The sequence below is a fragment of the Streptomyces auratus genome (genome assembly GCF_050433025.1).
Classification (GTDB): domain Bacteria; phylum Actinomycetota; class Actinomycetes; order Streptomycetales; family Streptomycetaceae; genus Streptomyces; species Streptomyces sioyaensis.
Genome location: NZ_JBNGCB010000001.1, coordinates 404,879 through 425,625 on the forward strand (window position 1 = coordinate 404,879; position 20,747 = coordinate 425,625).

19 protein-coding genes are annotated in these 20,747 nt (G+C 69.6%); 10 read left to right on the plus strand and 9 right to left on the minus strand.

What is annotated here, in order from left to right; translation table 11 throughout:
- Nucleotides 1-124: 124 nt before the first annotated feature.
- The 3 genes from BKA18_RS01875 to BKA18_RS01885 all read right to left on the minus strand — a co-directional run bounded on the left by BKA18_RS01875 (nt 125) and on the right by BKA18_RS01885 (nt 4,267).
- Complete coding sequence (locus tag BKA18_RS01875; RefSeq protein ID WP_366043821.1) at nt 125-631, minus strand: ATP-binding protein; 507 nt, start codon at nt 629-631, stop codon at nt 125-127.
- A 531-nt stretch (nt 632-1,162) separates the two neighbouring features.
- A complete protein-coding gene (locus tag BKA18_RS01880; protein ID WP_366043822.1) occupies nt 1,163-2,113 on the minus strand; it encodes a CPBP family glutamic-type intramembrane protease in 951 nt (316 codons plus the stop codon).
- A 351-nt stretch (nt 2,114-2,464) separates the two neighbouring features.
- The gene (locus BKA18_RS01885; protein WP_366043823.1) at nt 2,465-4,267 is read right to left on the minus strand and encodes a coagulation factor 5/8 type domain-containing protein; all 1,803 of its coding nucleotides are present in this window, start codon (nt 4,265-4,267) and stop codon (nt 2,465-2,467) included.
- 364 nt (nt 4,268-4,631) lie between these two features.
- Between BKA18_RS01885 and BKA18_RS01890 the strand changes: the two genes are divergently transcribed.
- Nucleotides 4,632-5,261: a hypothetical protein gene (locus BKA18_RS01890; protein WP_366043824.1), complete on the plus strand. Its 630-nt coding sequence runs from the start codon at nt 4,632-4,634 to the stop codon at nt 5,259-5,261.
- Nucleotides 5,262-5,265: 4 nt separating this feature from the next.
- Here BKA18_RS01890 and BKA18_RS01895 read toward each other — a convergent pair whose 3' ends face one another.
- Together BKA18_RS01895 and BKA18_RS01900 are read right to left on the minus strand one after the other, a co-directional pair.
- A complete protein-coding gene (locus BKA18_RS01895; RefSeq protein WP_366043825.1) occupies nt 5,266-7,101 on the minus strand; it encodes a glycoside hydrolase family 15 protein in 1,836 nt (611 codons plus the stop codon).
- Nucleotides 7,102-7,358: 257 nt separating this feature from the next.
- Entirely contained in the window at nt 7,359-8,345 is a 987-nt protein-coding gene (locus BKA18_RS01900) for an ArsR/SmtB family transcription factor (RefSeq protein ID WP_366043826.1), read from the minus strand.
- A 282-nt stretch (nt 8,346-8,627) separates the two neighbouring features.
- Here BKA18_RS01900 and BKA18_RS01905 point away from each other — a divergent pair, with 282 nt between their 5' ends.
- The 5 genes from BKA18_RS01905 to BKA18_RS01925 all read left to right on the plus strand — a co-directional run bounded on the left by BKA18_RS01905 (nt 8,628) and on the right by BKA18_RS01925 (nt 13,905).
- Nucleotides 8,628-9,866: an alpha/beta hydrolase family protein gene (locus tag BKA18_RS01905; RefSeq protein WP_366043827.1), complete on the plus strand. Its 1,239-nt coding sequence runs from the start codon at nt 8,628-8,630 to the stop codon at nt 9,864-9,866.
- Nucleotides 9,867-10,012: 146 nt separating this feature from the next.
- Nucleotides 10,013-10,978: a trypsin-like serine peptidase gene (locus BKA18_RS01910; RefSeq protein WP_366043829.1), complete on the plus strand. Its 966-nt coding sequence runs from the start codon at nt 10,013-10,015 to the stop codon at nt 10,976-10,978.
- 122 nt (nt 10,979-11,100) lie between these two features.
- A complete protein-coding gene (locus BKA18_RS01915) occupies nt 11,101-11,598 on the plus strand; it encodes a potassium channel family protein (protein WP_393115943.1) in 498 nt (165 codons plus the stop codon).
- A 198-nt stretch (nt 11,599-11,796) separates the two neighbouring features.
- Nucleotides 11,797-13,401 carry a DUF2079 domain-containing protein gene (locus BKA18_RS01920; RefSeq protein ID WP_429638112.1) on the plus strand — a complete coding sequence of 535 codons (1,605 nt, stop codon included), beginning with the start codon at nt 11,797-11,799 and terminating at the stop codon, nt 13,399-13,401.
- A gap of 159 nt (nt 13,402-13,560) precedes the next feature.
- Nucleotides 13,561-13,905 (plus strand): MmcQ/YjbR family DNA-binding protein, encoded by a 345-nt coding sequence (locus tag BKA18_RS01925; protein WP_006606917.1) that lies wholly within the window; start codon nt 13,561-13,563, stop codon nt 13,903-13,905.
- A 68-nt stretch (nt 13,906-13,973) separates the two neighbouring features.
- Here the strand turns inward: BKA18_RS01925 and BKA18_RS01930 are convergent, their stop codons facing one another.
- Nucleotides 13,974-14,132, minus strand: a complete 159-nt coding sequence (locus tag BKA18_RS01930; protein WP_006606916.1) for a hypothetical protein — start codon at nt 14,130-14,132, stop codon at nt 13,974-13,976.
- A gap of 477 nt (nt 14,133-14,609) precedes the next feature.
- On the opposite strand from BKA18_RS01930, the gene BKA18_RS01935 reads away from it, so the two are divergent.
- Together BKA18_RS01935 and BKA18_RS01940 are read left to right on the plus strand one after the other, a co-directional pair.
- A complete protein-coding gene (locus BKA18_RS01935) occupies nt 14,610-15,056 on the plus strand; it encodes a hypothetical protein (protein WP_366043833.1) in 447 nt (148 codons plus the stop codon).
- Between the two features lie 45 nt (nt 15,057-15,101).
- Nucleotides 15,102-15,506 (plus strand): nitroreductase/quinone reductase family protein, encoded by a 405-nt coding sequence (locus tag BKA18_RS01940; RefSeq protein WP_366043834.1) that lies wholly within the window; start codon nt 15,102-15,104, stop codon nt 15,504-15,506.
- Between the two features lie 87 nt (nt 15,507-15,593).
- Here BKA18_RS01940 and hemC read toward each other — a convergent pair whose 3' ends face one another.
- Nucleotides 15,594-16,529: a hydroxymethylbilane synthase gene (hemC, locus tag BKA18_RS01945; RefSeq protein WP_366043835.1), complete on the minus strand. Its 936-nt coding sequence runs from the start codon at nt 16,527-16,529 to the stop codon at nt 15,594-15,596.
- Nucleotides 16,530-16,616: 87 nt separating this feature from the next.
- Here hemC and BKA18_RS01950 point away from each other — a divergent pair, with 87 nt between their 5' ends.
- Nucleotides 16,617-17,282, plus strand: coding sequence for a maleylpyruvate isomerase mycothiol-dependent enzyme family protein (locus tag BKA18_RS01950; protein ID WP_366043836.1), 666 nt, complete (start codon nt 16,617-16,619; stop codon nt 17,280-17,282).
- Between the two features lie 128 nt (nt 17,283-17,410).
- Here BKA18_RS01950 and BKA18_RS01955 read toward each other — a convergent pair whose 3' ends face one another.
- Nucleotides 17,411-18,115, minus strand: coding sequence for a class F sortase (locus BKA18_RS01955; RefSeq protein WP_006606912.1), 705 nt, complete (start codon nt 18,113-18,115; stop codon nt 17,411-17,413).
- Nucleotides 18,116-18,371: 256 nt separating this feature from the next.
- Between BKA18_RS01955 and BKA18_RS01960 the strand changes: the two genes are divergently transcribed.
- Nucleotides 18,372-19,034, plus strand: coding sequence for a hypothetical protein (locus tag BKA18_RS01960; protein ID WP_366043837.1), 663 nt, complete (start codon nt 18,372-18,374; stop codon nt 19,032-19,034).
- Between the two features lie 898 nt (nt 19,035-19,932).
- On the opposite strand, the gene BKA18_RS01965 is transcribed toward BKA18_RS01960, so the two are convergent.
- Nucleotides 19,933-20,661: a Mut7-C ubiquitin/RNAse domain-containing protein gene (locus tag BKA18_RS01965; RefSeq protein ID WP_235445214.1), complete on the minus strand. Its 729-nt coding sequence runs from the start codon at nt 20,659-20,661 to the stop codon at nt 19,933-19,935.
- Nucleotides 20,662-20,747 lie beyond the last annotated feature (86 nt).

Here is a 20,747-nt window from a genome sequence, read left to right on the forward strand (position 1 = left end):
TCGCTCGGCGTCGAATTCACCGGCAGGAATTCGGGGGGCTGGACACCGCCGTCGTCCATGCCGACTTCTCCACTCAGGAAACCTCGGCCGGGGGCGACCTCGCCGGATGGCGGCGATCAGCCGGTCAGCCCGGGTGGCCGCCGCGCAGGACGGCGGTGCTCGCAGGCCGCGGCGCAGCGGCCGCGTCCTGACCGGGCCCCGTCCGCCGTTCCTGGCGAGGGATGGTCGCGGTCACGGTCTTCCCCTGCGGCCCCCTGCTGACCTCCACGGTGGTCGCGATGCGACAGACCATCGACCAGCCGAATCCGCCGCCTTCTCCGGTGACGTCAGGAGTACGCGGGCGGGGCAGCACGGGGCTGGCATCGCCCACGGACACCACGATCGATGCCGGATCTGCCAGCAGCCGCAGCGTGCAGCTCTTACCGCCCGCGTGCCGTACGGCATTGGTGACCAGTTCGGAGAGGACCAGGATCACCGCTTCCCGTGTGTCCCGTTCCACGGAGGGCTCCAGGCGCGCCATGTACGTGCCCGCGAGGTGCCGTGCGGGTCCGACGGCTTCGGAGCGGCAGTCCAGTTGAAGCTCCAGCACCGGCGACGCGGTGACCGTGCGTGGAGCCTCGGCGGTGCTCATGATAAAGCTCACCTCGTTCGCGTCGACTTGCCTTCAGGCCGGAAAGCGTGCCCTCTTCCCGGGGTATCAACCACATATTTTCCATGTCGGACGAAATGGCGTGCTCGTCGCGAAGGTTCGGAAAGATCAGCTCGAACCCGGTCCTGCCCTTGCGGGCCAGGACAGCCATGGCGCTGCGGAACACCCTGAGGGCCCGGCAGCCGTACGGCAAATCAACTCACCGACCCGACCCCATTCCTTGCTTGTGATGCGGGCGCCGAAAGAGATGAGCGCCTCAGACAGCACGGAAGAGGGGAACCACTGCCATCATCCTCCGGATAACCGCTTGCCCATATCCGCCGTAAGCAATCGGGAAATCCCCTGGTTTGCTTCACGGACAGAGGGGTAAGAGAGCGCCCCTTCCCGTCGTCCCGCGACCGCAGTCAGGGCGACTGCGCAGCGCCCCACCTGCTCCGGAAGCACACCGTCCCCCACTACGGACGGGCGCCGAATTCGGAAGAAACGTACATCACCGCAAATATCTGCGATGTCTCATTGTCCGGGATTGCCCGTACCCCGGTAGGCCACCGCTGCATCCGCCCCTCTCCCCCGGGACGACACCACCCGCGCCCCGACGAAGACGGTCGCCGTGACCGCCAGATATCCGAGGCCCAGGACCGCGGCGTGGTCCGGCCCGACCTCTGCCGACCAGCCCGCGCCACGCGCCGCGCCCTCGAACAGGACGCGATTGACGCTCAGGAAGGCCACATGGGTGCCGATCGCCGTCCACAGCGGGGCGGGGCCCGGTGCCTTCCGTGCGGCCACCAGCGTCAGACCGAAGACGCCGAGCAGCACCAGATACGCGACCGGGTCCTGGCCCGCGGGAGCCAGGCCCATCGGCGGAGCGGGCACGCCCACGGCACGGGACACTCCGGCCTGCACCACCGTGGAGGCCGCCGGCACCAGCAGGAAGACCGCCGTCGTTCCCAGCGCCGAGAGCACCCCGCCGAACCGGTCGCGCAACGAGGCCCAGGCATGGCCGCGCAGCGTCGTCTCCTCCGGCAGCGCCTCCAGCAGCACGGCCACCACGGCATTGCGGGCCAGGAACGTCGCGAGCGCTGCCGGGTCCGGCTCGGACCAGCGCACCCATCCGAGCGCGGTACCGGCACCGAGGACGCCGGCGGCGCAGGAAACGGTGACGGCCACGCCGCAGAGGAACGCACGCGGCGCAAAGGACCACGGGCCGAGCCCGAGGGGACGCAGCCCTGCCGGCCGTCCGGCCCACCACAGCAGCACGACGGGGACGGCCAGCGTGCTCACCAGTACGGCGGGCAGTAGCTGCCGCAGATACCCCTCGGCACCGACCGTCCGGGCGAGCGCCTCGCCCAGGGCGTTCCCCGCTCCCAGCGCACCCGCCATCACCGCACCACCGAGCAGCGCCCGCCCGCAGGCTCGCACCGCGGATCCCCGGGCCGGCGCTCCCCTGCCGGAGGTCGTGGACATCAGCTCCCCCTTCCCATCAGCGGAAGGGCGTACGGGTGCGGCGCGCCGCGGCCCCTGCCGCCGACACCGTCCGTCTCCACCGAACCCGGCCCGACGGGGCCCTGTCGCCCGCCGCCGGCAGCACCGGGAGACCCCCGCACCACCGCCCCCCGCAAGGCCGTCAAGACCTTCGTGTGCTTCCAGCATCCGCTAGGGAAACCGCGCCCCGGCACGCACGGGACGAACCGCTCGGCAAACCGTCCCGCAGCATGATCTACCGCGATCACGGACTACATCCTTCGACCCACCGGCCGTACGCCCCTGGTCAGAGCGGAGTCGGGGGTCAGGGACCAGAGGGCGGGTGGTCAGGGCTCACGGATAGGAGCTCACCGTGGACGGCACCGTCGAGGTGCCGGAGGTGGGAGCGCCGATGCCGTTGATGACGTGCTCGTACTGCCCCTTGCCTCCGAGGGAGACCACCAGCAGGTCGTGGAGCCGCACACCCGGCGTGCCCGGTGCCTCGAAGCCGTGGTCCTGGCGGATGGTGGGATCCACGTTGTAGTAGCAGTAGCTGCCCAGGCCCCACGCTTCGTGCGTGGCCACCTCGTCGGCGATCTTGTACGCGGCGTAGCCCTTGGTGCTGCCGTTCTGCACCGCGGCCTGGTTGGGCGCGTCATACGCCTTCTCGTTCTGGAAGAAGACCGTCCGCCCCCGCTCGCCGCGCCACTCCACGTCGTACTTGTTGAAGTGCTCGACGAAGAGACCGGTCATCAGTACGTCGTTGCCGTTGACCCGGACCCCGTAGTCGGCCCGGTTGGTCTCCCAGCCCACGCCGTCCCCGTGGTCGGCCCGCCAGACCCAGGTGTGATCGACGATGGTGTGGTTGCTGTTGATCACCATGCTGGTCGTGGCCTTGCCGGGGCCCGCCCCGCCGATCCGGAGGAACACGTCCTGCACCGTCGTCGGATTGCCGGCGTGATCGGCGGATGCCGCCTCGGGGCCGATCTCCAGCAGCGTGGCCGAGTTGACCGGGCCGGCATCGATGAGGAACCCGGCGAGCCGCACACCGTCGACGTCGGCGACCTTCATGGCCGTCACACCGTTGTCCGGGACGAGGGTCGCGTACCCCAGGCCCAGGACCACGGTGTTCGCGCGCTGCACCGCGAGGGGCCGGTCGACGTGGTAGATCCCGGGTGTGAGCAACAGGTGGAGGCCCTGGGCCAGCGCGGCATTGAGCGTCGCGGCGTCGACGCCGGGCTTGGCGACGTAGAACCGGTCGAGGGGGAGGGACTCGCCCCTCGGTGTGCCGTTGCCCCAGGTGGTGCCGCGGGCGTGGGCGCGCTTCTCGGGAAGGAAGACCTGGTAATCGGCCCCGTCGAGATAGAGGAAGGGCTTTTCGCGGGAGACCGGGGTGGTGTCGAGCGTGGTGTACGGCGGGTCGGGGAAGCTCTGCGCGGGGGCTCCCTCGACTCCTGAGAACACCATGTTCCAGACGGCGCCGGCCCAGCCGCCCACCGAGCTGTCGCGGGTGTACCACTGCTGCTGCGAGTAGGGGCTCACCGTGCCGTCGATCCGGCTGTCGGCGATATAGCCGCCACTGGCCCAGCCGTAGCCGTCGGGCGCCAGGTTCAGTCCGCCCTTGACGTGCATCCGCCGGAAGGGTGCAGCCTGCGCCACGGCCCACCGGTTGGTGCCATTGACCGGGCGGAGCGCGAGGTTCTCTGCCGAACGCCAGAAGTTCTGGGTGGCATTGCCGTGGAACCACCCGGCGTCGACGGTCACATCGCCGAGGATCGTCGTGTCGTCGGGCGAGAGTCCGAGTCCCGCGATCGAGGTGTAGAAGCCGAGCTGGGCGTTCAGGCCGCTGTACGTGCCCGGCTTGAAGAGCAGCGCGTACCGCCCGTCGCCGAACTGGGCGCTCTCCTGCCGCTTGAAGATCTCGTCGAGCTTGCCCTGGATACCGGGCGTACCGGGATCGAAGACCAGCACATTCGGGCCGAGGTCGCCGCCGCCCGGCAGCGCGCCGGCGGCCGGCGCCGCGGAGGCACGGGCGGGCAGGAGGGGCAGACCTGCGGCGGGGAGCGCGGCTGCCATCGCGGCCAGCACACTGCGGCGTGCGGGCCTCGGCGTACGGGGAGCGGTGGCGTCCGCGGGGGGTGTGGGGGGTGTGGGCATGGCAGCTCTCCTGATTCAGGAAGTGAACGGTCGACGTTCATGGGAGCGCTCTCTTGCCCGATGCATGTTCATCCTGTGTGACGGGGGCGTCAAGAGTTCTGACGGAGAATCGACGCCGGAACCTGACTTCACCTCAATTAACCAACAACGCAGGGCAGTTGCTCCCGATATCACGGTGCTTCTGCAGCAGGCGGTGCGTTCACCGGATGTCGGCAGGACGGGGGCGAGGACGCACGCTCACCCCCCACCGCCCGACGCGAACCCGGCCAGATCGGCCGCCCGGACATGGGTCGCGGCCCCAGCACTGCGATCATGACCGGGGGCGCCGGGCCCCACCCAGAGGACGACGGAGCGCCAGCAGCACATGCACGAGCAGAAGCAGACCGCACAGCGTAAGAGCACGGAGCGCACCAAGGGCCGGGCGACACGGCAGCCGGAGCGCAAGCGCACCTGGCGGATCCTCGGTTGGGCGCTCGGTCTCTTCGTGGCCGTCGAGGCGGCCTTCTGGGGCGTCACGTTCACCGGGGACCTGGCGCTTGCCACCGGCCTCTCCGGCACCCCGGGCAGCTACAAGGTGGCGCACTGCTACGACGCGGACGACAGTCGCCGCAAGTCCCGGTACGTGTGCAACGGCACCTTCACCGCGGACGACGACCCCGCCGAGGTGTCTCCTCAGCAACTGGACGACGCCGATGACGATTACGCGGACGGCGCGGCCATCGCCATGCGCCGAAGCGCGGACGCGGCGACGTACCAGGCCACCGGTCTGGGGCCGGCGCTGTCCTTGATCTGGAAGCTGGGCCTGGCCCTGAGCGTGCTGGCCTTCTGCCTGTTCCAGGCCTTCAACTCCCCGAAGGATCAGCGGCGCACCGTCAGGTCATGGCGTGACAGCGTGGCCGAGCTGCTGGCGATGGTGTCCGTCGCCGGTGTCGTGCTAGCCGTGCTGGACGGTGCCGTTGCCCTGGTGGCGTGGGCGGGAGGTTTCCTCGCCTGACGCATCAGCCCAGGGCACGGTCGAGATTGAAGGCGGCGCTGATGAGGGCCAAATGGGTAAAGGCCTGCGGGAAGTTGCCGATCTGTTCGCCGGTGTGGCCGATTTCCTCGGCGTACAGCCCGAGGTGATTGCCGTAGGTGAGCATCTTCTCGAAGGCGAGGCGGGCCTCGTCGACCCGGCCGGCGCGGGAGAGCGCTTCGACGTACCAGAACGAGCAGATCGAGAAGGTGCCTTCCTCGCCCCGCAGCCCGTCCGGACTGTTGCGTGGGTCGTAGCGGTAGACGAGGGAATCGGAGACCAGTTCCTCGCCCAAGGCGTCCAGAGTGGAGAGCCATTTCGGATCCGTGGGAGAGATGAACTTGGCCAGCGGCATCATCAGCACCGAGGCGTCGAGGACATCGTCGCCCTCGTGCTGCACAAACGCCTTCCGCTCGGGCGACCAGCCACGCTCCATGATGCGCCGGTAGATCGCGTCGCGGGCCTGTGCCCAGCGGAGCATGTCCGCGGGCAGGCCCCGGTGGGTGGCGATCCGTATCGCGCGTTCGATGGCGACCCAGCACATCAGCTGCGAGTAGAGGAAGTTCTGGATTTTGCCGCGGGTCTCCCAGATGCCTTCGTCCGGCTGGTCCCAGTTGTCACAGACCCAGTTGACCAGAGTGCCGACGGTGTCCCAGTGCTCGCTGGACAGCGGCTCTCCCCATTTGTCGTAGAGGTAGAGGGAATCGATAAGGGCCCCGTAGATATCCAGCTGCAGCTGGTTGACGGCGCTGTTGCCGATCCGTACGGGGAACGAGCCCAAATGGCCCTCCAGATGGCGGAGTTCGCTCTCCGGCAGATCGCTGCGACCGTCGATGCCGTACATGATCTGCAATGGGGCGTCGGGGCCGCCTCGGGGGGAGATGTTCTCGGACAGGAAGTGCACAAAGGATTTGGCCTCGTCGGTGAAGCCCAGTCTGAGCAGTGCGTAGATGCAGAAGGCGGCGTCGCGCACCCACGCATAGCGGTAGTCCCAATTGCGCTCGCCGCCGACCTGTTCGGGCAGGCTGGTCGTGGGAGCGGCCACAATGGCGCCGGTCGGCGCGTACGTGAGGAGCTTGAGGGTGAGCGCGGAGCGGTGCACCATCTCCCGCCAGCGTCCCCGGTAGCGGGACTTCGACAGCCAGCGGCGCCAATAGTGCACCGTGGCGCCGAACAGTTCCTCCGCCTCCATGAGCGGGCAGGCTCGCAGCTCCACGCCGTCACCGATCCGGTCGAGCGCGAACACCGCGGTGTCCCCCTCGCTCAGCGTGAACGAGGAACGCGCGTCCGGCCCGTCGATCTCGACCGGAACGCTGGACGTCAGCGCAAGGGAGAGACTCGGGGAGTCGAACACCGTCTGGCCCTGCCGGGCCTGCACGGTGTGGGCACTGCGCCCGTAATCGAAGCGGGGCGCGACCCGGGCGCTGAACGGCAGCGATCCGCGGACGCACAGCACCCGCCGGATCAGCCGGTGCCGGTCCGCCTCACGGGAGTCATCGACGATCGGCATGAAATCCTGGACCTCACCCACACCGTTGTCCGCGAAGAATCGCGTGATCAGGATATTGGTGTCGGGGAAGTAGAACTGCTTCGTCCGCGCGGGCACGTCCGGGGCCAGCTCGAAGGCCCCGCCACGGTCGGCGTCCAGGATCGCGGCGAAAACACTGGGTGCATCGAATCGAGCACAGCAATACCAGTCGATGGTGCCGTTGGTGCCGACGAGCGCAGCGGTCCGCATATCGCCGATCAGACCGTGTTCGGCGATGGGCGTATAGCGCAGTGCGTCGGCCTTGCTGGGGCGGAGACTCACACCGGCGGTCATCTGACCTCCCCCGGCACTGAGGAGCAGAAACAGCGGATCACAGTGGATCAACCAGTGGATTCAGGTTACCTCCCGGCGGTTGCGGACGGCGAGCGAGCGGGTGCCGGGTGGATACGGGGGGCGTTCGGCGGCGCCCGCCGTGCATGGGCTTCGCCACCGGTATCGGCAGCGCCTGCCGCTCGCGGGCTGCGCCATCGGCATCGGCATCGACCGCAGCTGCGCAAGAGATACGGTGAGTGATGGGTCGTCGCGCACGGTCAGTCGTACGCGCTCCGCCCTCCGCTGTGGCGCTGCACCAGCAGGCTCCCCAAGGCGGTCCTCCGGTGCAGGACCGACCGGCCCGCGCGGACCGTGGTGATCAGACCGGCCCCGCGCAGCGCAGTGGCGTGGGCGGAAGCGGTGGCATTGCTGACGGCCAGCCGCCGGGCGAGGCCACTGGTGGTGTGTTCCTCGGCGAGCAGAAGCAGCATCTCGACGCGGGTCCGCCCGAGCACGGCGGCGAGCGCCTGGTCCGCCCCTTCCGCCTCGTCCGCCGGGAGCGGCAGCCCCGGGCCGGCCGGATAGGTCACGGTCACGGGGCGGTCGGGCAGGTCGGAGAGGAGGGGGTGGTCGGTCCAGTGGAAGGTGGGCATCAGGACCACGCCGCGCCCGCCCAGCCTGATGTCCCGCTCGACGGGCGCCGCCAACTCCCAGACGTCCCGGTGCAGTCGGGTGCCGGGAACGAGTGTGGTGAGCGCGGCGCCGATACCGTGCTCGGCCACGGCCAGCGCATGGCGGGTGAACTCCGTCCGGTGCAGGTCCTGCACCAGCGGCCACACGGGACGCAGTGCCGTCTCGAAGGCCGCGTGCTGGGCTCGCCGTAGGGGTTCCCAGGCTCCGCCCTCGCCCCGGTAGAGCGCGCGGATCCAGGACGGAGCCGGGGACGGCTGCCCGGCGTAGGCCCGCCGGAGCTCGGCGCGGACCACGTCCGGTGGGGTGGCCCGCATGGTCTCCCACCCCTCCGTCAGTGTGCCGTCGAAGATGTCGAGGAAGAGGGGTGGCACCGTCCCGGGAACCACATCCTTGAGGGGCAGGACGGCGGGCGGCAAGGACCGGAGCAGCCGCCGTCGCCAGCGGCCGAAGAGCACCTCGTCATCCGGAAGGGTCATCTTCATCAGGGCCGCATTCAGCTCCAGCAACGGAGCCGGCCGGGGGGCGAACCGGACCTGGGCGAAGTCGGCCGCCGTGAAATGGATCCGGATCACTACTCCCCCTCGCGGCACTGCGCCAGCGTTCAGGGCAGGGCCTAAACGATGGTCGGCCTCCCCGCCGCATGCCAACCTCCAGGTCATGCCCCCTTCCGTCATTCACTCAGGGGGCCGCCGCACGGCGCAAGTACGACGTCACAGGCACCACGAGTACGACGTCACGGACACAAGGGGAGAGTCATGTTCCGCACGAAATCAGGCAAGGCGAGCAATCGTGAACAGGCAAGCCGCGCCTCGGCAGTTGAGCGGGGCCACGCTGTCGTCCCGGGGAGCACGGGCGTGGCCGAGGTGGGCCGACGAACCGTCACCTCGACGGCCGCAGCGGCCGCTCTCCTGCTCATCGGCGGTGGCTTCGCCCGCGCACAGTCCGCGAAGGCGACAGGGCCCGCACACACCACGGACGACGTCACCCTGCGACTGCCGGCGCCGAGCGGCCCGCACCGCATCGGGGTCACCACGCTGTATCTGGTCGACCGCTCCCGGCACGATCCATGGGAGCCCCTCCCCGTGCGGGAGGTCATGGTCTCGGTGTTCTATCCGGCCCGCACCGTCCGCGGCCGTCCGATCGCGGCGCAGATGACCGCGGGCGCCGCCGCGGCTCTCCCCCACATCGACCCGCTCTTCCACCGGGAGTTGCCGACGACCGGGGTGAACTGGGCGGCCACCCGCACCCACGCGCACACGGGAGCGCCCGCACAGCCCGTACGACGACCGGTGCTGCTGTACAGCCCGGGAGGGGGTGACCCGCGGACCCTGGGCACCGGGCTCGCCGAGGAGCTGGCGAGCCGCGGCTACGTGGTGGTGACCATCGACCACCCCGGCGATGGCAGCGAGGTCGAGTTCCCAAACGCGAGGACGGGAAGAAAGCGGGTCCGCTGCACCGTGTTCCGGGGCAACCCCCGGACGGACCCGAAGATGTTCCGCACCGTGGTCGGCACCCGGATCGCGGACACCCGGTTCGTGCTGGACCAGCTGGCGGTGCTGGCAGCCGGCCGGAACCCCGACGCACTGGGGCGCCCGTTGCCGGAGGCCCTCGGTCGCGCACTGGATCTGCGGCGGGTCGGCATGTACGGTCACTCGGCCGGCGGCACCACCGCGGCCCAGACCATGTACGAGGACCGGCGGATCAGCGCGGCGATCGACCTGGAGGGCTTCCTGGACTACGCGCCGGAGAAGCCGGGCCAGGAAGGGAAGCTCCTCCCGGTCGCCCACTACGGAGTGGACCGGCCGCTGCTCCTCGTGGGCACCGAGGGATTCCCCGAAAAGCAGGCGCTGGAGCCATCCTGGTCGGCGATGCTCGCCCATCCGAGGGGTCACACCCGCCGACGGCAGCTCGGCAATGCCACACACGGGGTGTTCACCGACTACGCCGTCTTCGCCCCCCAGTTGCAGGCCGCCGGGCTGATGACGGCAGCCGGGCGGAACTCCCTGGTCGGCGCGATCGATCCGGCGGTGTCGGTGCGCATGGTGCGCAGCGAGGTGCACTCCTTCTTCGCCCGGCATCTCCCGTCGCACTGACCACAATCGGCACTCGGCACTCGGCACCTCACCGCACGTAGTCCGGCCCCGTCTCTCGCCAGGCGCCTCCCCGCCGTAGGACCATGGCACGCCCGCTCGCGCACGTCCCTCGTGCCGTACGCCGTGCCCTCTGGAGGACTCGGACCATGAGCAGACCGATTGCTGTACGCGGCCGCTTCGCCCCGCTGCTCACCACCCTGCTTCTCGGACTGTCGCTCGCCCTCCCGCCCGGAACGCCTGCGCACGCGGCGGGTAGGGCGGGCGGCCCCGGACCCGCTGCTGCCGACGACACCTACTGGACGGCCCAGCGGATGAGGGCGGCTCAACCGGCCGTCGTCACCCGGACGTCAGGGGCCGCGCGCCCGGCGGCGGACCCGCCCCCGCCGAGCCACCCGTTCGACGGCCTCCCCCAGGTGGGGACCTTCTTCTGGACGGACGGGAGCAACACCGGCCGGTTCTGCGGCGGAACCGTCGTCCGCAGTCCGCACCGCGACCTCGTAGTCAGTGCCGCACACTGTCTGCGCTCGCCCGACCCGAAGCGCCATCTGTCGTTCGTGCCGCAGTATCACGACGGGCTGAAGCCGCACGGGATCTACCCGGTCGACCGCATCTACCTCGACCAGCGGTACTACGACCTCGGCACGAACGGCGGAGCCCGCTGGGACTATGCCGTCGTGCGGCTCACGGCACGGGAGGACGGCGCCGAGGTCCAGGACGTCACCGGCGGCTTCGACCTCCTCCCGTACCCGGGGTACGACCACCGGAACGTGCGCCTCATCGGCTATCCCGGAAACAGCGACACCACCCACCCCAAACCACTGGACTGCAACTCCTCCACCCACCGGTACACCAGCACGGACCCGGCCGCCCCCGGCGACTTCCTGGAAATTGCCTGCGCGGGCTATATCGGCGGCACGTCCGGCGGCCCCTTCCTGGTACGGGACTTCAGCGGATACGCCCTGATCGGTGTCATCGGCGGCTACCACACCGGTGGTGACTTCCCGGATGTCTCGTACAGCTCGTACTTCACGGTCGACGCGCTGGCGCTTTATGTGCACGCCGTGCGCGGCGATCCGCCTGCCACTCCCCGGCAAAGCCGTGAAACGAAGTGAGCGCGGTTCCTGACCAACACGGGAACCGAAAGCGACATATCCGGGTATGAAGACGGCTCCTGTTAATGTCAGCGATGGCCGAAAGCCGGTTTCCACCAGGCCGCAGTGGAAGGTGACGCCCGTTGGTGCCGTCGTTTCTCTTGTCCGTACTGAATCGCCTCTTCGGTAATGAGGCGTGGCGCCGGCTTCATGCACAGGCGGCGCTCTGGGTCACGCTGGTCATGACCGCGGTGCTGCTCGGGGGCGCCGCTCTGGTCGTGGTTGCCGAATCCGGCGCGCCGCACGCCAATATCACGTCCTTTCCCACGGGATTGTGGTGGTCGATCGAGACGGCCACGACCGTGGGCTATGGGGATTTCTATCCGGTCACGTTGTGGGGCCGCATCATCGCTTCCCTGCTGATGCTCAGCGCCATTACGGCCTTCGGTGTCATCACGGCTGCCCTGGCGACCTGGTTCGTCGGCCGCGCGGAGCAGGACCTGGTCCGTCTGGGAAAGACCGTGGGAAGCCATGCACGCGAGGACGCGGAGGCACTCCGCTCGGAGCTGCACACCCTGCATGCGCGCTTCGACCACGTCGAGAATCTGATCCGGGACAGAGGCCCGCACTCCACCACCTGAGCCGAATCGGCACGGCCCACCACCACCAACCGCCCCGTCTCCTCCGCCCTCTCCAGACCCTCTCCAGTCTTTCCGCCGCAATTCCCCGCTCCCTTTCCCTACCTCGTCGAACTGGCCCGGTGGGACGCGGGGTTACACTCACGTGCGGTGCGTTCCGGCGGTCGTACCGCCGTCCGGACGGACCTGGTTCACCTCACTATGTCGCTCCGCCGGGGCGAGCACACCGCGTTCTTTTCCGAGTCGATGACGGTGGGTGCGATGGTGGAGACGGTGGAGCGGCTCAGGGGCCCGTGGGCCGAGCGAATATCCTCGGACCGGAAACTCTCGGACTTCGGCACCGCACTCGGAAGACGTCTGCCCGGCCCACGGGCAATGGGCTGGACCGTGACCGCGGTGTTTTTTGCTGTCTACACCCTGGTGGCGCTGCTGCGGAACGATCGCATGCTCAACGCCGGTTACGACCTGGGGATATTCGAGCAGGCCATCCGCGCCTATGCGCACGGTCAGGCCCCGATCGTGGAACTCAAGGGCCCGGACTTCAATCTTCTCGGCGATCACTTCCATCCCATCCTGGTGCTCGTCGCCCCGCTGTACCGGCTCTTCCCCAGCTCGGTCACGCTGCTCGTGGTGCAGGCCGCCCTGATGGCGTCGGCCTGCTATCCCCTCACCCGCTGGGCGCACCGCGCCGTCGGACCGGTCACCGGTCTGGCCGTGGGCTGCGGACTGGGCGCCTCCTGGGGCCTGGTCACGGGAGTCACCAAGGACTTCCACGAAATCTGCTTCGCGGTGCCCCTGCTCGCTTTCAGTGTGACCGCGCTCGGGCACCGGCGTTGGCGGGCAGCGGCAGCCTGGGCGCTGCCGCTCCTCTTGGTGAAGGAAGACCTCGGACTCACGCTCGCCGCCATCGGTGGCTATATCGCCTGGCAGGGACTGCGCGAACGCCGTACGCAGGAAACGACGCGGCGGGGCTCCCCGCTTCTGCTCGGCCTGGCCGTCGTATGCATCGGTGCAGCGGGGACGGCGGTCGAAATTCTCGTTCTGCTGCCTGCCATGAATCCCCGCGGCGGTTTCGACTACTGGCATCAGATGCCGGGAGAGGCCTCTTCGGCCGGCAGTGCCGTCGGTGTCGCGGCTCTCGGGCTGCATCTGTTCTGGCCGCCCATGAAATGGCTGCTGCTGTTCATGCTCGCCGCGCCCACCGCATTCGTCGGCCTGCGCTCGCCCCTGACACTGCTGTGTGTGCCCACGCTCGCCTGGCGACTGCTGGCCGGCAACGAGCACTACTGGCAGCCGAATTTCCACTACAACGCGATTCTGATGCCCCTGGTGTTCGCCGGTTTCGTCGATGTACTCCACCGTCGGACGGATCTGGTGCCGCCTCCCCGGCGCCGCAGGCTCCTCACCTTCTCCGCCGCTTTCACCGCGGTCACCGCGGCGGTGTACCCGCTCCACGACCTGGTGCTCCCCTGGGCATGGCGCACCCCGGCCCATGTCCGTACGGCGGAGCGGCTGCTGGCGCGCATCCCCGACGGTGACACGGTCGCCTCGTCGAACCGGCTGGCCCCGATGCTGACGGGACGCACCACCGTCAGCCTGGTCTGCTTCGGCACCGGCTCCGATCCCGCGGCACCGACCGCCCTCCCGGCCGATCCCCCACGCTGGGTGGTATCGGACCGTCACGATCCGACCGTCAAGACCCCCTGCCCGGTGGCGCAGACCCAGCACATGCTGCGTCTCTATCGCGCGCACGGCTACGTCCAGCTGGCGGAGGAGGACGGGATCACCCTGCTGCGCAGGCCGTAAGCTCGGGGCCCTCCCTAGGCCGTAGCGGCCGGGGCCCTCCGCAGGGCCGTCCGGCGCGCCGGTCCGAACCCGCCGCGCCGCGCACTCCCTCATGGGCGTCCCGATGAACGGCCCCACCGAGAGCTGCCCATGAATGGTGCCGCCGCCTAAAGTGGTGGCGTGATCGATTCCGCTGATGTCCGCCGTATCGCCCTTTCCCTGCCCGAGACGGTGGAGAAAGAAGCCTGGGAGATGCCCACCTTCCGGGTCGCCGGGAAGATGTTCCTCACCGTCCCCGACGACGAGACATCGGTCGCCGTGCGATGCCCCATTCATGAGCGGCAGGAATTGATCGCGGCGGAACCGGAAAAGTTCTGGGTGCCGCCCCACGAGGCCGGTTCCCATTGGGTGCGGGTACGGCTGTCCGCGCTGGAAGACATGGACGAACTGCGAGACATCCTCGTGGACTCATGGAAGCAAGCGGCTCCGACGCGGCTCTTGGATGCCTTCCCCGGAAATGGCTAGGGCCTTTCCGACCTTGACCCATCGGACAGGCCCCAGGCAGCAGCCGGCAACGGAGGGCGGGCGAGGCGTCACTCGCGACGGCGGAGATCGCTCCAGTCCAGTGCCTGGGACGCCGTCAGCTGCGAATGCTCCGCGGCCGCACGGGCTTCGGCGAGAATATCGCCGTGCTCCTCGACGAGCTCTTCGTAGATAGGGGTGTGGCTGGCGGGGTGCGTGGAAGTAGTCATCTCGGTAATCCCATTCCCTTGTGATTCTTCGGCTGCGGCTCGGTAGGTTCTTGCCGCCCTGAGAACAAGGGAGCACCACGGTGAATATGCGGTGCGCAAAGGGAGGTTTCCCCACATGCGCCGCTCCCCCGTGCGGCGCTGGACATCGTGTCATGACCGCGGCGAGCACGCAAAGATCAGCTCGGCCCCTGAGACCGGTGGCGATGACAGGCATCGTCCCTGCACAGAGCGGGTATGGCGGCGCCATGGCGGGTCCAGCCGGTACGGCAAGTGAAGCAGATAACAGTGGCCGGCTGAGTGCCCCGATGCATCCCCTTCCCGTCTTCGAGCCCCAGGTGCGCACGGATTGGCGAGAACCATGCCCCATCAGGGCTTCTTCGGTGAAGATGAGTCCATGCCGCGAACCGTGAGAGTCATCGGGAGCCACCGGAGTCGGTCTCGTAGGTCAGAGGGCATCTCGTGAGTGAGGGGGGTCTCATGGGTGAGACGCTGTACGTAAGGTTTCAGGGGACCCGTCGCAGCCCCCGGGGCCACTTCCCCGGAATCTTCGCCCTCGCCAACGGCCTGGCGCGGGACGGCAGGCTGAGCGAGGAGCAGTACCGCTTCTGGCGCGCCGGGAACGACTGGTACGACGCCCACTACACCAACCCCACCCACGTCGATCCCACCGTCTACGACCGCGACCTGAACCCCGGGGCGGTGGCATGGTTCAAGACCTCCGCCGTGCGGCTCATCGAGCGGGTGGACGGCTACTTGGAGCTTCTCGCCGCACATGACGTGGCCTGCGAACGGGTGGAGTCCGCCGACCCCGGAAAGATCATTTACGAGGACGACGAGCAGGTCGTTGTCGTGCCATGGCGGAGCGACAGCCCGCGCGGCACGGCCACGCAGCCGGACGGCCCCGAGGAGACACGTCCCGCCTGACGGGGGATCATGAAAGGTGTCCGCAGGAACGGGAGGCCAGCCACCATGTCGCGCTACCAAGAGATCAAGTATCGGGCCGTCACCTCGTTCCAGAGGAGGATCGGCAACCCCCTCCTCTCCCGGCTGCCGCGCCAGACCCTGCTGGAGACGAAGGGGCGCAAGTCCGGACTGCCCCGGCGGACTCCGATCGGTGGCCGCCGCACCGGGCGTGAGTTCTGGTTCGTCTCGGAGTACGGCGACAGGTCGCAGTACGTGCGGAACATCCGGGCGCATCCGCAGGTCCGGGTCCGGATCAAGGGGCGGTGGTATGCCGGCACGGCGCACCCCGTTCCGCACGACGATGCCCGTGCCCGGCTCAAGACCTTGCCGCGCCTCAACAGTGCTGCCGTACGTGCGGTCGGTACCCAGCTACTGACGTTCCGGGTCGACCTCATCGACGGACCGGGCTGATCGCCCTCGGTCTCGCCGCTGCCCTCGGGCACGACGGAAGCCGTGCCGACGAGGCAGCCGTGCACGAGCAGCCGTGCACGTCGGCCTTCAGTGCGCGATGCCGTCGATCAGCTCGCGGGCGCCCTGACGCAGCAGGGCGACGGCCACGGACGTACCGAGCGTCTCGGGGGTGAGCGGGCCGGCCCATTCGTGTGCGTTGAGGACCGTCTTGCCGTCCGGGGTGAAGACACAGGCGCGCAGGGACAGTTCGCCGCGGCGGTCGGTCTTGGCGTAGCCGGCGATCGGGCTGTTGCAGTGGCCCTGCAGGACGTGCAGCAGCATGCGTTCGGCGGTGGTCTCCTGGAACGTGCGGGGGTGGCCGAGACCGCTGACGGCGTCGATGGTCTCGGTGTCGTCCTGGCGGCACTGGAGGGCCAGGACACCCGCTCCGACGGGCGGACACAGCTCGTCCACCGACAGGATCTGGGTGATCACATCCGTACGGCCGATGCGTTCGAGACCGGAGACGGCCAGCAGCAGGGCGTCTGCCTCCCCGGCCGCGAGCTTCTCCATGCGGCGGTTGGCGTTGCCGCGCATCGGCACACACCTCAGATGCGGATGGGAGGCCGCGAGCTGGGCGATCCGGCGGACCGAGGAGGTACCGATCCGGGTGCCGTCGGGCAGCTCGTCGAGGGTGAGCCCGCCGGGGTGGATCAGCGCGTCACGGACGTCATCGCGCTCCAGGAAGGCGGCGAACGTCGTACCGGCCGGCAGCGGGCGGTCACCCGGGATGTCCTTGACGCAGTGCACCGCGAGGTCCGCGTCGCCGGCCAGCAGGGCGGCGTCCACCTCCTTGGTGAACGCACCCTTCCCCTCGACCTGGGAGAGCGCGCCCATCCAGCGGTCGCCGGTCGTCTTGACCGGGATGACCTCCGTGGCGATGCCGGGGTGCAGCGCACCGAGTTCGGCGCGGACGCGCTCCACCTGGGCCAGAGCCATGGGCGAATCGCGCGAGACGATACGGATCAGTTCAGGGGCGGACATGTGCTCACGATAGACCGTCAGAAACCATGCGACGGCACCAGCAGGCCCGGCTCCACCCGTTCTCCAGCCCCGCGGTACGGTCCCACCATGTCCCGAGCAACCGAAGCCCGAGCTCCGCGGCCGTCCGCCGGCCCCGCGGACGCCCTGGACCGTGCCGTACAGCTCGCCGTGGCGGCACTGCGCGAGGCGCCCCCGACCGCCTGGGACGGCAAGGCCGGTGCGCTGGAATGGGACTGCTGGGAGACGGTCGAGCACCTCAGCGACGACCTCTTCGCCTATGCCGTCCAACTGGGCCCCAGGAAACCGCCGTTGGAGGGCAATGTGCCCTTCGTGTGGGAGAGCCGGCGAGCCGGTGGGCCCGCCAATGCCGTGCACGCCGACCGTGCGGCGGGGCCCGCCGGGCTGCTGCAGGTGCTGGAGGCGACCGGAGCGCTGCTGGTGGCCATGGTGCGGACGGCGTCGCCGCAGGTGCGGGCGCACCATGTTTTCGGTGTGTCGGACCCCGAGGGCTTCGCCGCGATGGGCACCGTAGAGACCCTGGTGCACACCTACGATCTGGCACAGGGGCTGGGCCTCGAATGGAACCCGCCCGCGGAGCTGTGCCTGCGGGTACTCGCCCGGCTGTTCCCCGACGTCCCGGAGGGCCACGATCCGTGGGCGACCCTACTGTGGGCCACCGGGCGCGCCGTACTGCCGGGCCACCCCCGCCGCACGGGTTGGCGCTGGGACGGGAGCGTCCGGGTCCGGGGCTAGGGCCCGGTCACCGAGCACGGCAGCGCCCCTCCCGGCAGTGGCCATGACGAAGCCCAGGCCGACGACGAGGTCGGCCTGGGCCTGCCGTGCGGTGCCCGGGTGGTCTCCGGAGTGCGAGGAGAGCCCGCTCAGGCACGTCGGTACGAGGCGAGGTGGGCGAACACCACAATGTTGTCGACGTAGTCCTTGACCTTCCTGTCATAGGCGCCGCCGCAGGTGATCACGCGGAGCTGCGCGGTGGAAGCGTCGGCGTAGACCCGGTCGTTGGGGAAGTTCGCCTTGCTGAAGGTCTCCACGGAGTCGACCTTGAAGGTCGCGACGACACCGTCCTCGCGAGTGATGTTGATCGAGGCGCCCTGCTTGAGCGACTCGAGTTGCAGGAACACCGCCGGTCCGGTCTTGGTGTCCACGTGACCGGCGATGATCGCGGAGCCGCGCTCACCCGGTGACGCACCGTCCTTGAACCAGCCGACGAGGTTTCTGTCATTCCCGGGCGGCGCATTGAGCTGGCCGGTCGGACCGAGGGTCAGCGTGGTGAAGGGCGCGTCGACGGCGATGTCCGGAATCGACACCCGCTTCGGCGCGGAACGGGGCAGGGCCAGATCAGGGACCCGCGGGGAGGCGGCCGTACGGCTTCCCGGCGTGGCGGAGGAGGCCACGGCGGGGCGGGACAGCGGCTTGGGGTCTGCCGAGGTGTCCACGGAGTTGTAGACGAGGAGAGAACCCAGCAGAAACGTGCCCGCAGACCACAGCAGGCCGCGGCCGACGGGGCGGGACGCGGAGGCGATCCGGGGTGGACGGGAATTCGGCTGGGGCGACTGCGGGGCGGTCATGTGACGGAGCCTTTCATGAACGGGACGGCGGCGAGGGCTGTGCAACGGCGGTAACGAAAGCGCCGCGGCCACCGTCCACGAGGAGCGGTGGCCGCGACAGCAGAGCGGCCTCCGTAACGGAGCAGCCGAATCAGGCCGCAGAGGCGCCCGAGGTGTTGCGACGGCGCAGCATGTAGGCGCCGGCGCCGAGACCACCCAGCATCAGCACGGAGCCGGCAGCCAGACCGCCACCGGTCGCCATGCCACCGCCACCGGTGTGGATGCCACCGTGCGGCCGCTGATGGTCGCCGTAGCCACCGTCGTGGTCGCCGTAGCCACCACGTCCGTGGTCGCGGTCACGGTCGCCGTAGCCACCGCGGCCGTGGTCATGGTCGCCGCCGCGACCACGGCCGCCGTCACGGCCACCGTCACGGCCACCGTCACGGCCACCGTCGCGGCCGCCGCGGCCGTGGTCGTCGCCGTAGCCGCTGCCCTGGTCCCAGTCAGCGACGATGACCTTGGCCATGGCGCCACCACCGGTGTGCACGCCACCGCTGGGCATGCGGTCACAGCGGCCGTCGCGGCCGCGGTCGCGGTCACGGTCGCCGCGGCCACGGTCCCGGTCACGGTCCCGGCCGTCGCGGCCATCGCGGCCACGGTCCCGGTCACGGTCGCCGCGGCCGTCACGGCCACGGTCCCGGTCACGGTCGCCGCCACGGCCGCGGTCACGGTCGCCGCCGCGGCCGTCACGGCAGTGGTCACGGTCGCGGTCGCCGCGGCCGCGGTCGCGGTCACGGTCGCCCCGGCCGCGGTCGCGGTCGCCGTTCCGGTCGTGGTCGTGGTTGCTGGAGGAAGAACCACTGTCCGCGGCAATGTCCTCCGTGATCATGGCGTTCGCAGCAGGGGCAGAGATTGCGAGCACCGCCGTAATGGCGGCTGAAGCGAACAGGGTGCGAGCAGTGCGCATGGGGACATGTTCCTTTCGGCGCGACTGCGAAGGCTGACTCTTTGTCGGCTCATCGGATCGCAGTGGCGACGTGATCACCGTCAGCCGGATTGCGGCCTCGCACCACCGGAGAACGTCGCATTCGAGGTACCCCCTGGGCTCTTCGGGTGGCGGAAGGCTGCGGATTCACCCGTTGGACGGCGCGCGTCGTCGGCGTGTCGCGTAACGAGTGGGCTAAAGGGGCTCGACGGCCCGTCAGAGCGGAGTCATTCGGTACGGAACGAGCGTCGCGAGCGGGGTCGCCCGTGACGCACCGACGCCCCCGATGGCCCTGCGACGGCTCGGGGCGGGCGGCTTCGCAGGAGGCTCCGTCAGTTCCGGGGTACGCGGCGGGGCTGTCGCGTGGTGGGGCGCCGGCGGGGCTGTCGCGTGGTGGGGCCGGCGACCCGGCCGGCGAGGACGCACCGCGGGCACAGCAATGACACGAAGGGCAATTCCGCAGCGTGATGGCGTAACACCCCTCCACGGGCGCGCCGTTCGGCAGACGATGGCGACCCAGGTCCTCGTCATGCATTCAACGGGAGGCGCATCCATCCCCGTCCTCTTCACGCGAGGACGGATGCGCCTCTCCTCTCGGCGGGAACACGATTCGGCGGGCACTCGATGAACCGCTGGACGATGCCGTCGGACTCGACACACAGGCGCGCGTCGGCAAGGCCGGCGGCCGTCTCCTCTGCCGTCCGTGCCGGGTGATGCCGGGATGGTGACCGGGCCACGGGTACACGAAAGGCCGGCCACGCTCACTCGGATGGAGCGATTCATACACCCGAAGAGCCGCTCCGACAGGCGGTCCTGTGTTTCACATGAAACATCGATGGAAGGTCGCGCCGGCTCAGGTGGCACTGTCCCGGAGGGCCTTTTCGACGATCGCTTCCAGCCGGGAGTGGTGCGCCCCTCGCCAGTAGACGCGCCCGCATGCCGTGCACTGGGCGAAGACGTCGTACGTCCGCTGGGTGCCGTGTTCAAGGTGCTCACGGACCGAGTCCTTGTCGGCGTCCGTGAGCGGGCCGTTGCATGCGGTGCAACGCGTCCAGGGTGCGAGCTCGGGCGCGAACCGGTCCAGTACGTCCCGGAGTTGGTCATCGGGCCGGTCGCTGTAGATGAACGCGCCCGCCCAGATCTCCCGCCGTCGCAGCAGCCCCCGGTCCCGGGAGAGCAGGACGCGTTGCTCCTTCGCCGAGAGCGCCGCCAGTGCGGCGTCGCCGGGGTCCTCATTCGTGTACGCAGCGTCGACGCCGAGCAGCCGCAGCCTGCGCGCCAGGGTGCCGAGGTGAACGTCGAGCAGGAACCGCAGCGGCGCCCCGGGGATCCGCTGGGGGCGCTCGACGGCGTACACCTCGACGCTCTCGCCCGCCCGCGGGACATGGGATACGGGAACCTCGGCGCCGTTCACGACCAGCCGGCCGACCTCGGTGAGCGGGACGCCGAGCGATTCGACGACATGGCCGAGCGTCGAGGAACCGTCGGTCACCACGGGCGCACCGGCGGCGGTGGAGTGCGCCGCCCCCACGAAAAGGTGCAGCTCAGGGGCGAAGACGAAGGGGATCTCAGGACCGTTCACGCCGGACAGCATGTCATCGGCCGGGCCGGCCCGGCCAGCGGATTCCCGGCGGTCGGCGCCCGGAGGGGCGAGCCACCGGCACTCCG

Excerpts from the sequence above, each read along its gene's own strand:
- BKA18_RS01880 (WP_366043822.1), bottom strand. The coding sequence starts at position 2,113 with ATGTCCACGACCTCCGGCAGGGGAGCGCCGGCCCGGGGATCCGCGGTG.
- BKA18_RS01890 (WP_366043824.1), top strand. The coding sequence starts at position 4,632 with ATGCACGAGCAGAAGCAGACCGCACAGCGTAAGAGCACGGAGCGCACC.
- hemC (WP_366043835.1), bottom strand. The coding sequence starts at position 16,529 with ATGTCCGCCCCTGAACTGATCCGTATCGTCTCGCGCGATTCGCCCATG.
- BKA18_RS01895 (WP_366043825.1), bottom strand. The coding sequence starts at position 7,101 with ATGACCGCCGGTGTGAGTCTCCGCCCCAGCAAGGCCGACGCACTGCGC.
- BKA18_RS01955 (WP_006606912.1), bottom strand. The coding sequence starts at position 18,115 with ATGACCGCCCCGCAGTCGCCCCAGCCGAATTCCCGTCCACCCCGGATC.
- BKA18_RS01930 (WP_006606916.1), bottom strand. The coding sequence starts at position 14,132 with ATGACTACTTCCACGCACCCCGCCAGCCACACCCCTATCTACGAAGAG.
- BKA18_RS01885 (WP_366043823.1), bottom strand. The coding sequence starts at position 4,267 with ATGCCCACACCCCCCACACCCCCCGCGGACGCCACCGCTCCCCGTACG.
- BKA18_RS01920 (WP_429638112.1), top strand. The coding sequence starts at position 11,797 with ATGTCGCTCCGCCGGGGCGAGCACACCGCGTTCTTTTCCGAGTCGATG.
- BKA18_RS01875 (WP_366043821.1), bottom strand. The coding sequence starts at position 631 with ATGAGCACCGCCGAGGCTCCACGCACGGTCACCGCGTCGCCGGTGCTG.
- BKA18_RS01910 (WP_366043829.1), top strand. The coding sequence starts at position 10,013 with ATGAGCAGACCGATTGCTGTACGCGGCCGCTTCGCCCCGCTGCTCACC.
- BKA18_RS01940 (WP_366043834.1), top strand. The coding sequence starts at position 15,102 with ATGTCGCGCTACCAAGAGATCAAGTATCGGGCCGTCACCTCGTTCCAG.
- BKA18_RS01950 (WP_366043836.1), top strand. The coding sequence starts at position 16,617 with ATGTCCCGAGCAACCGAAGCCCGAGCTCCGCGGCCGTCCGCCGGCCCC.
- BKA18_RS01935 (WP_366043833.1), top strand. The coding sequence starts at position 14,610 with ATGGGTGAGACGCTGTACGTAAGGTTTCAGGGGACCCGTCGCAGCCCC.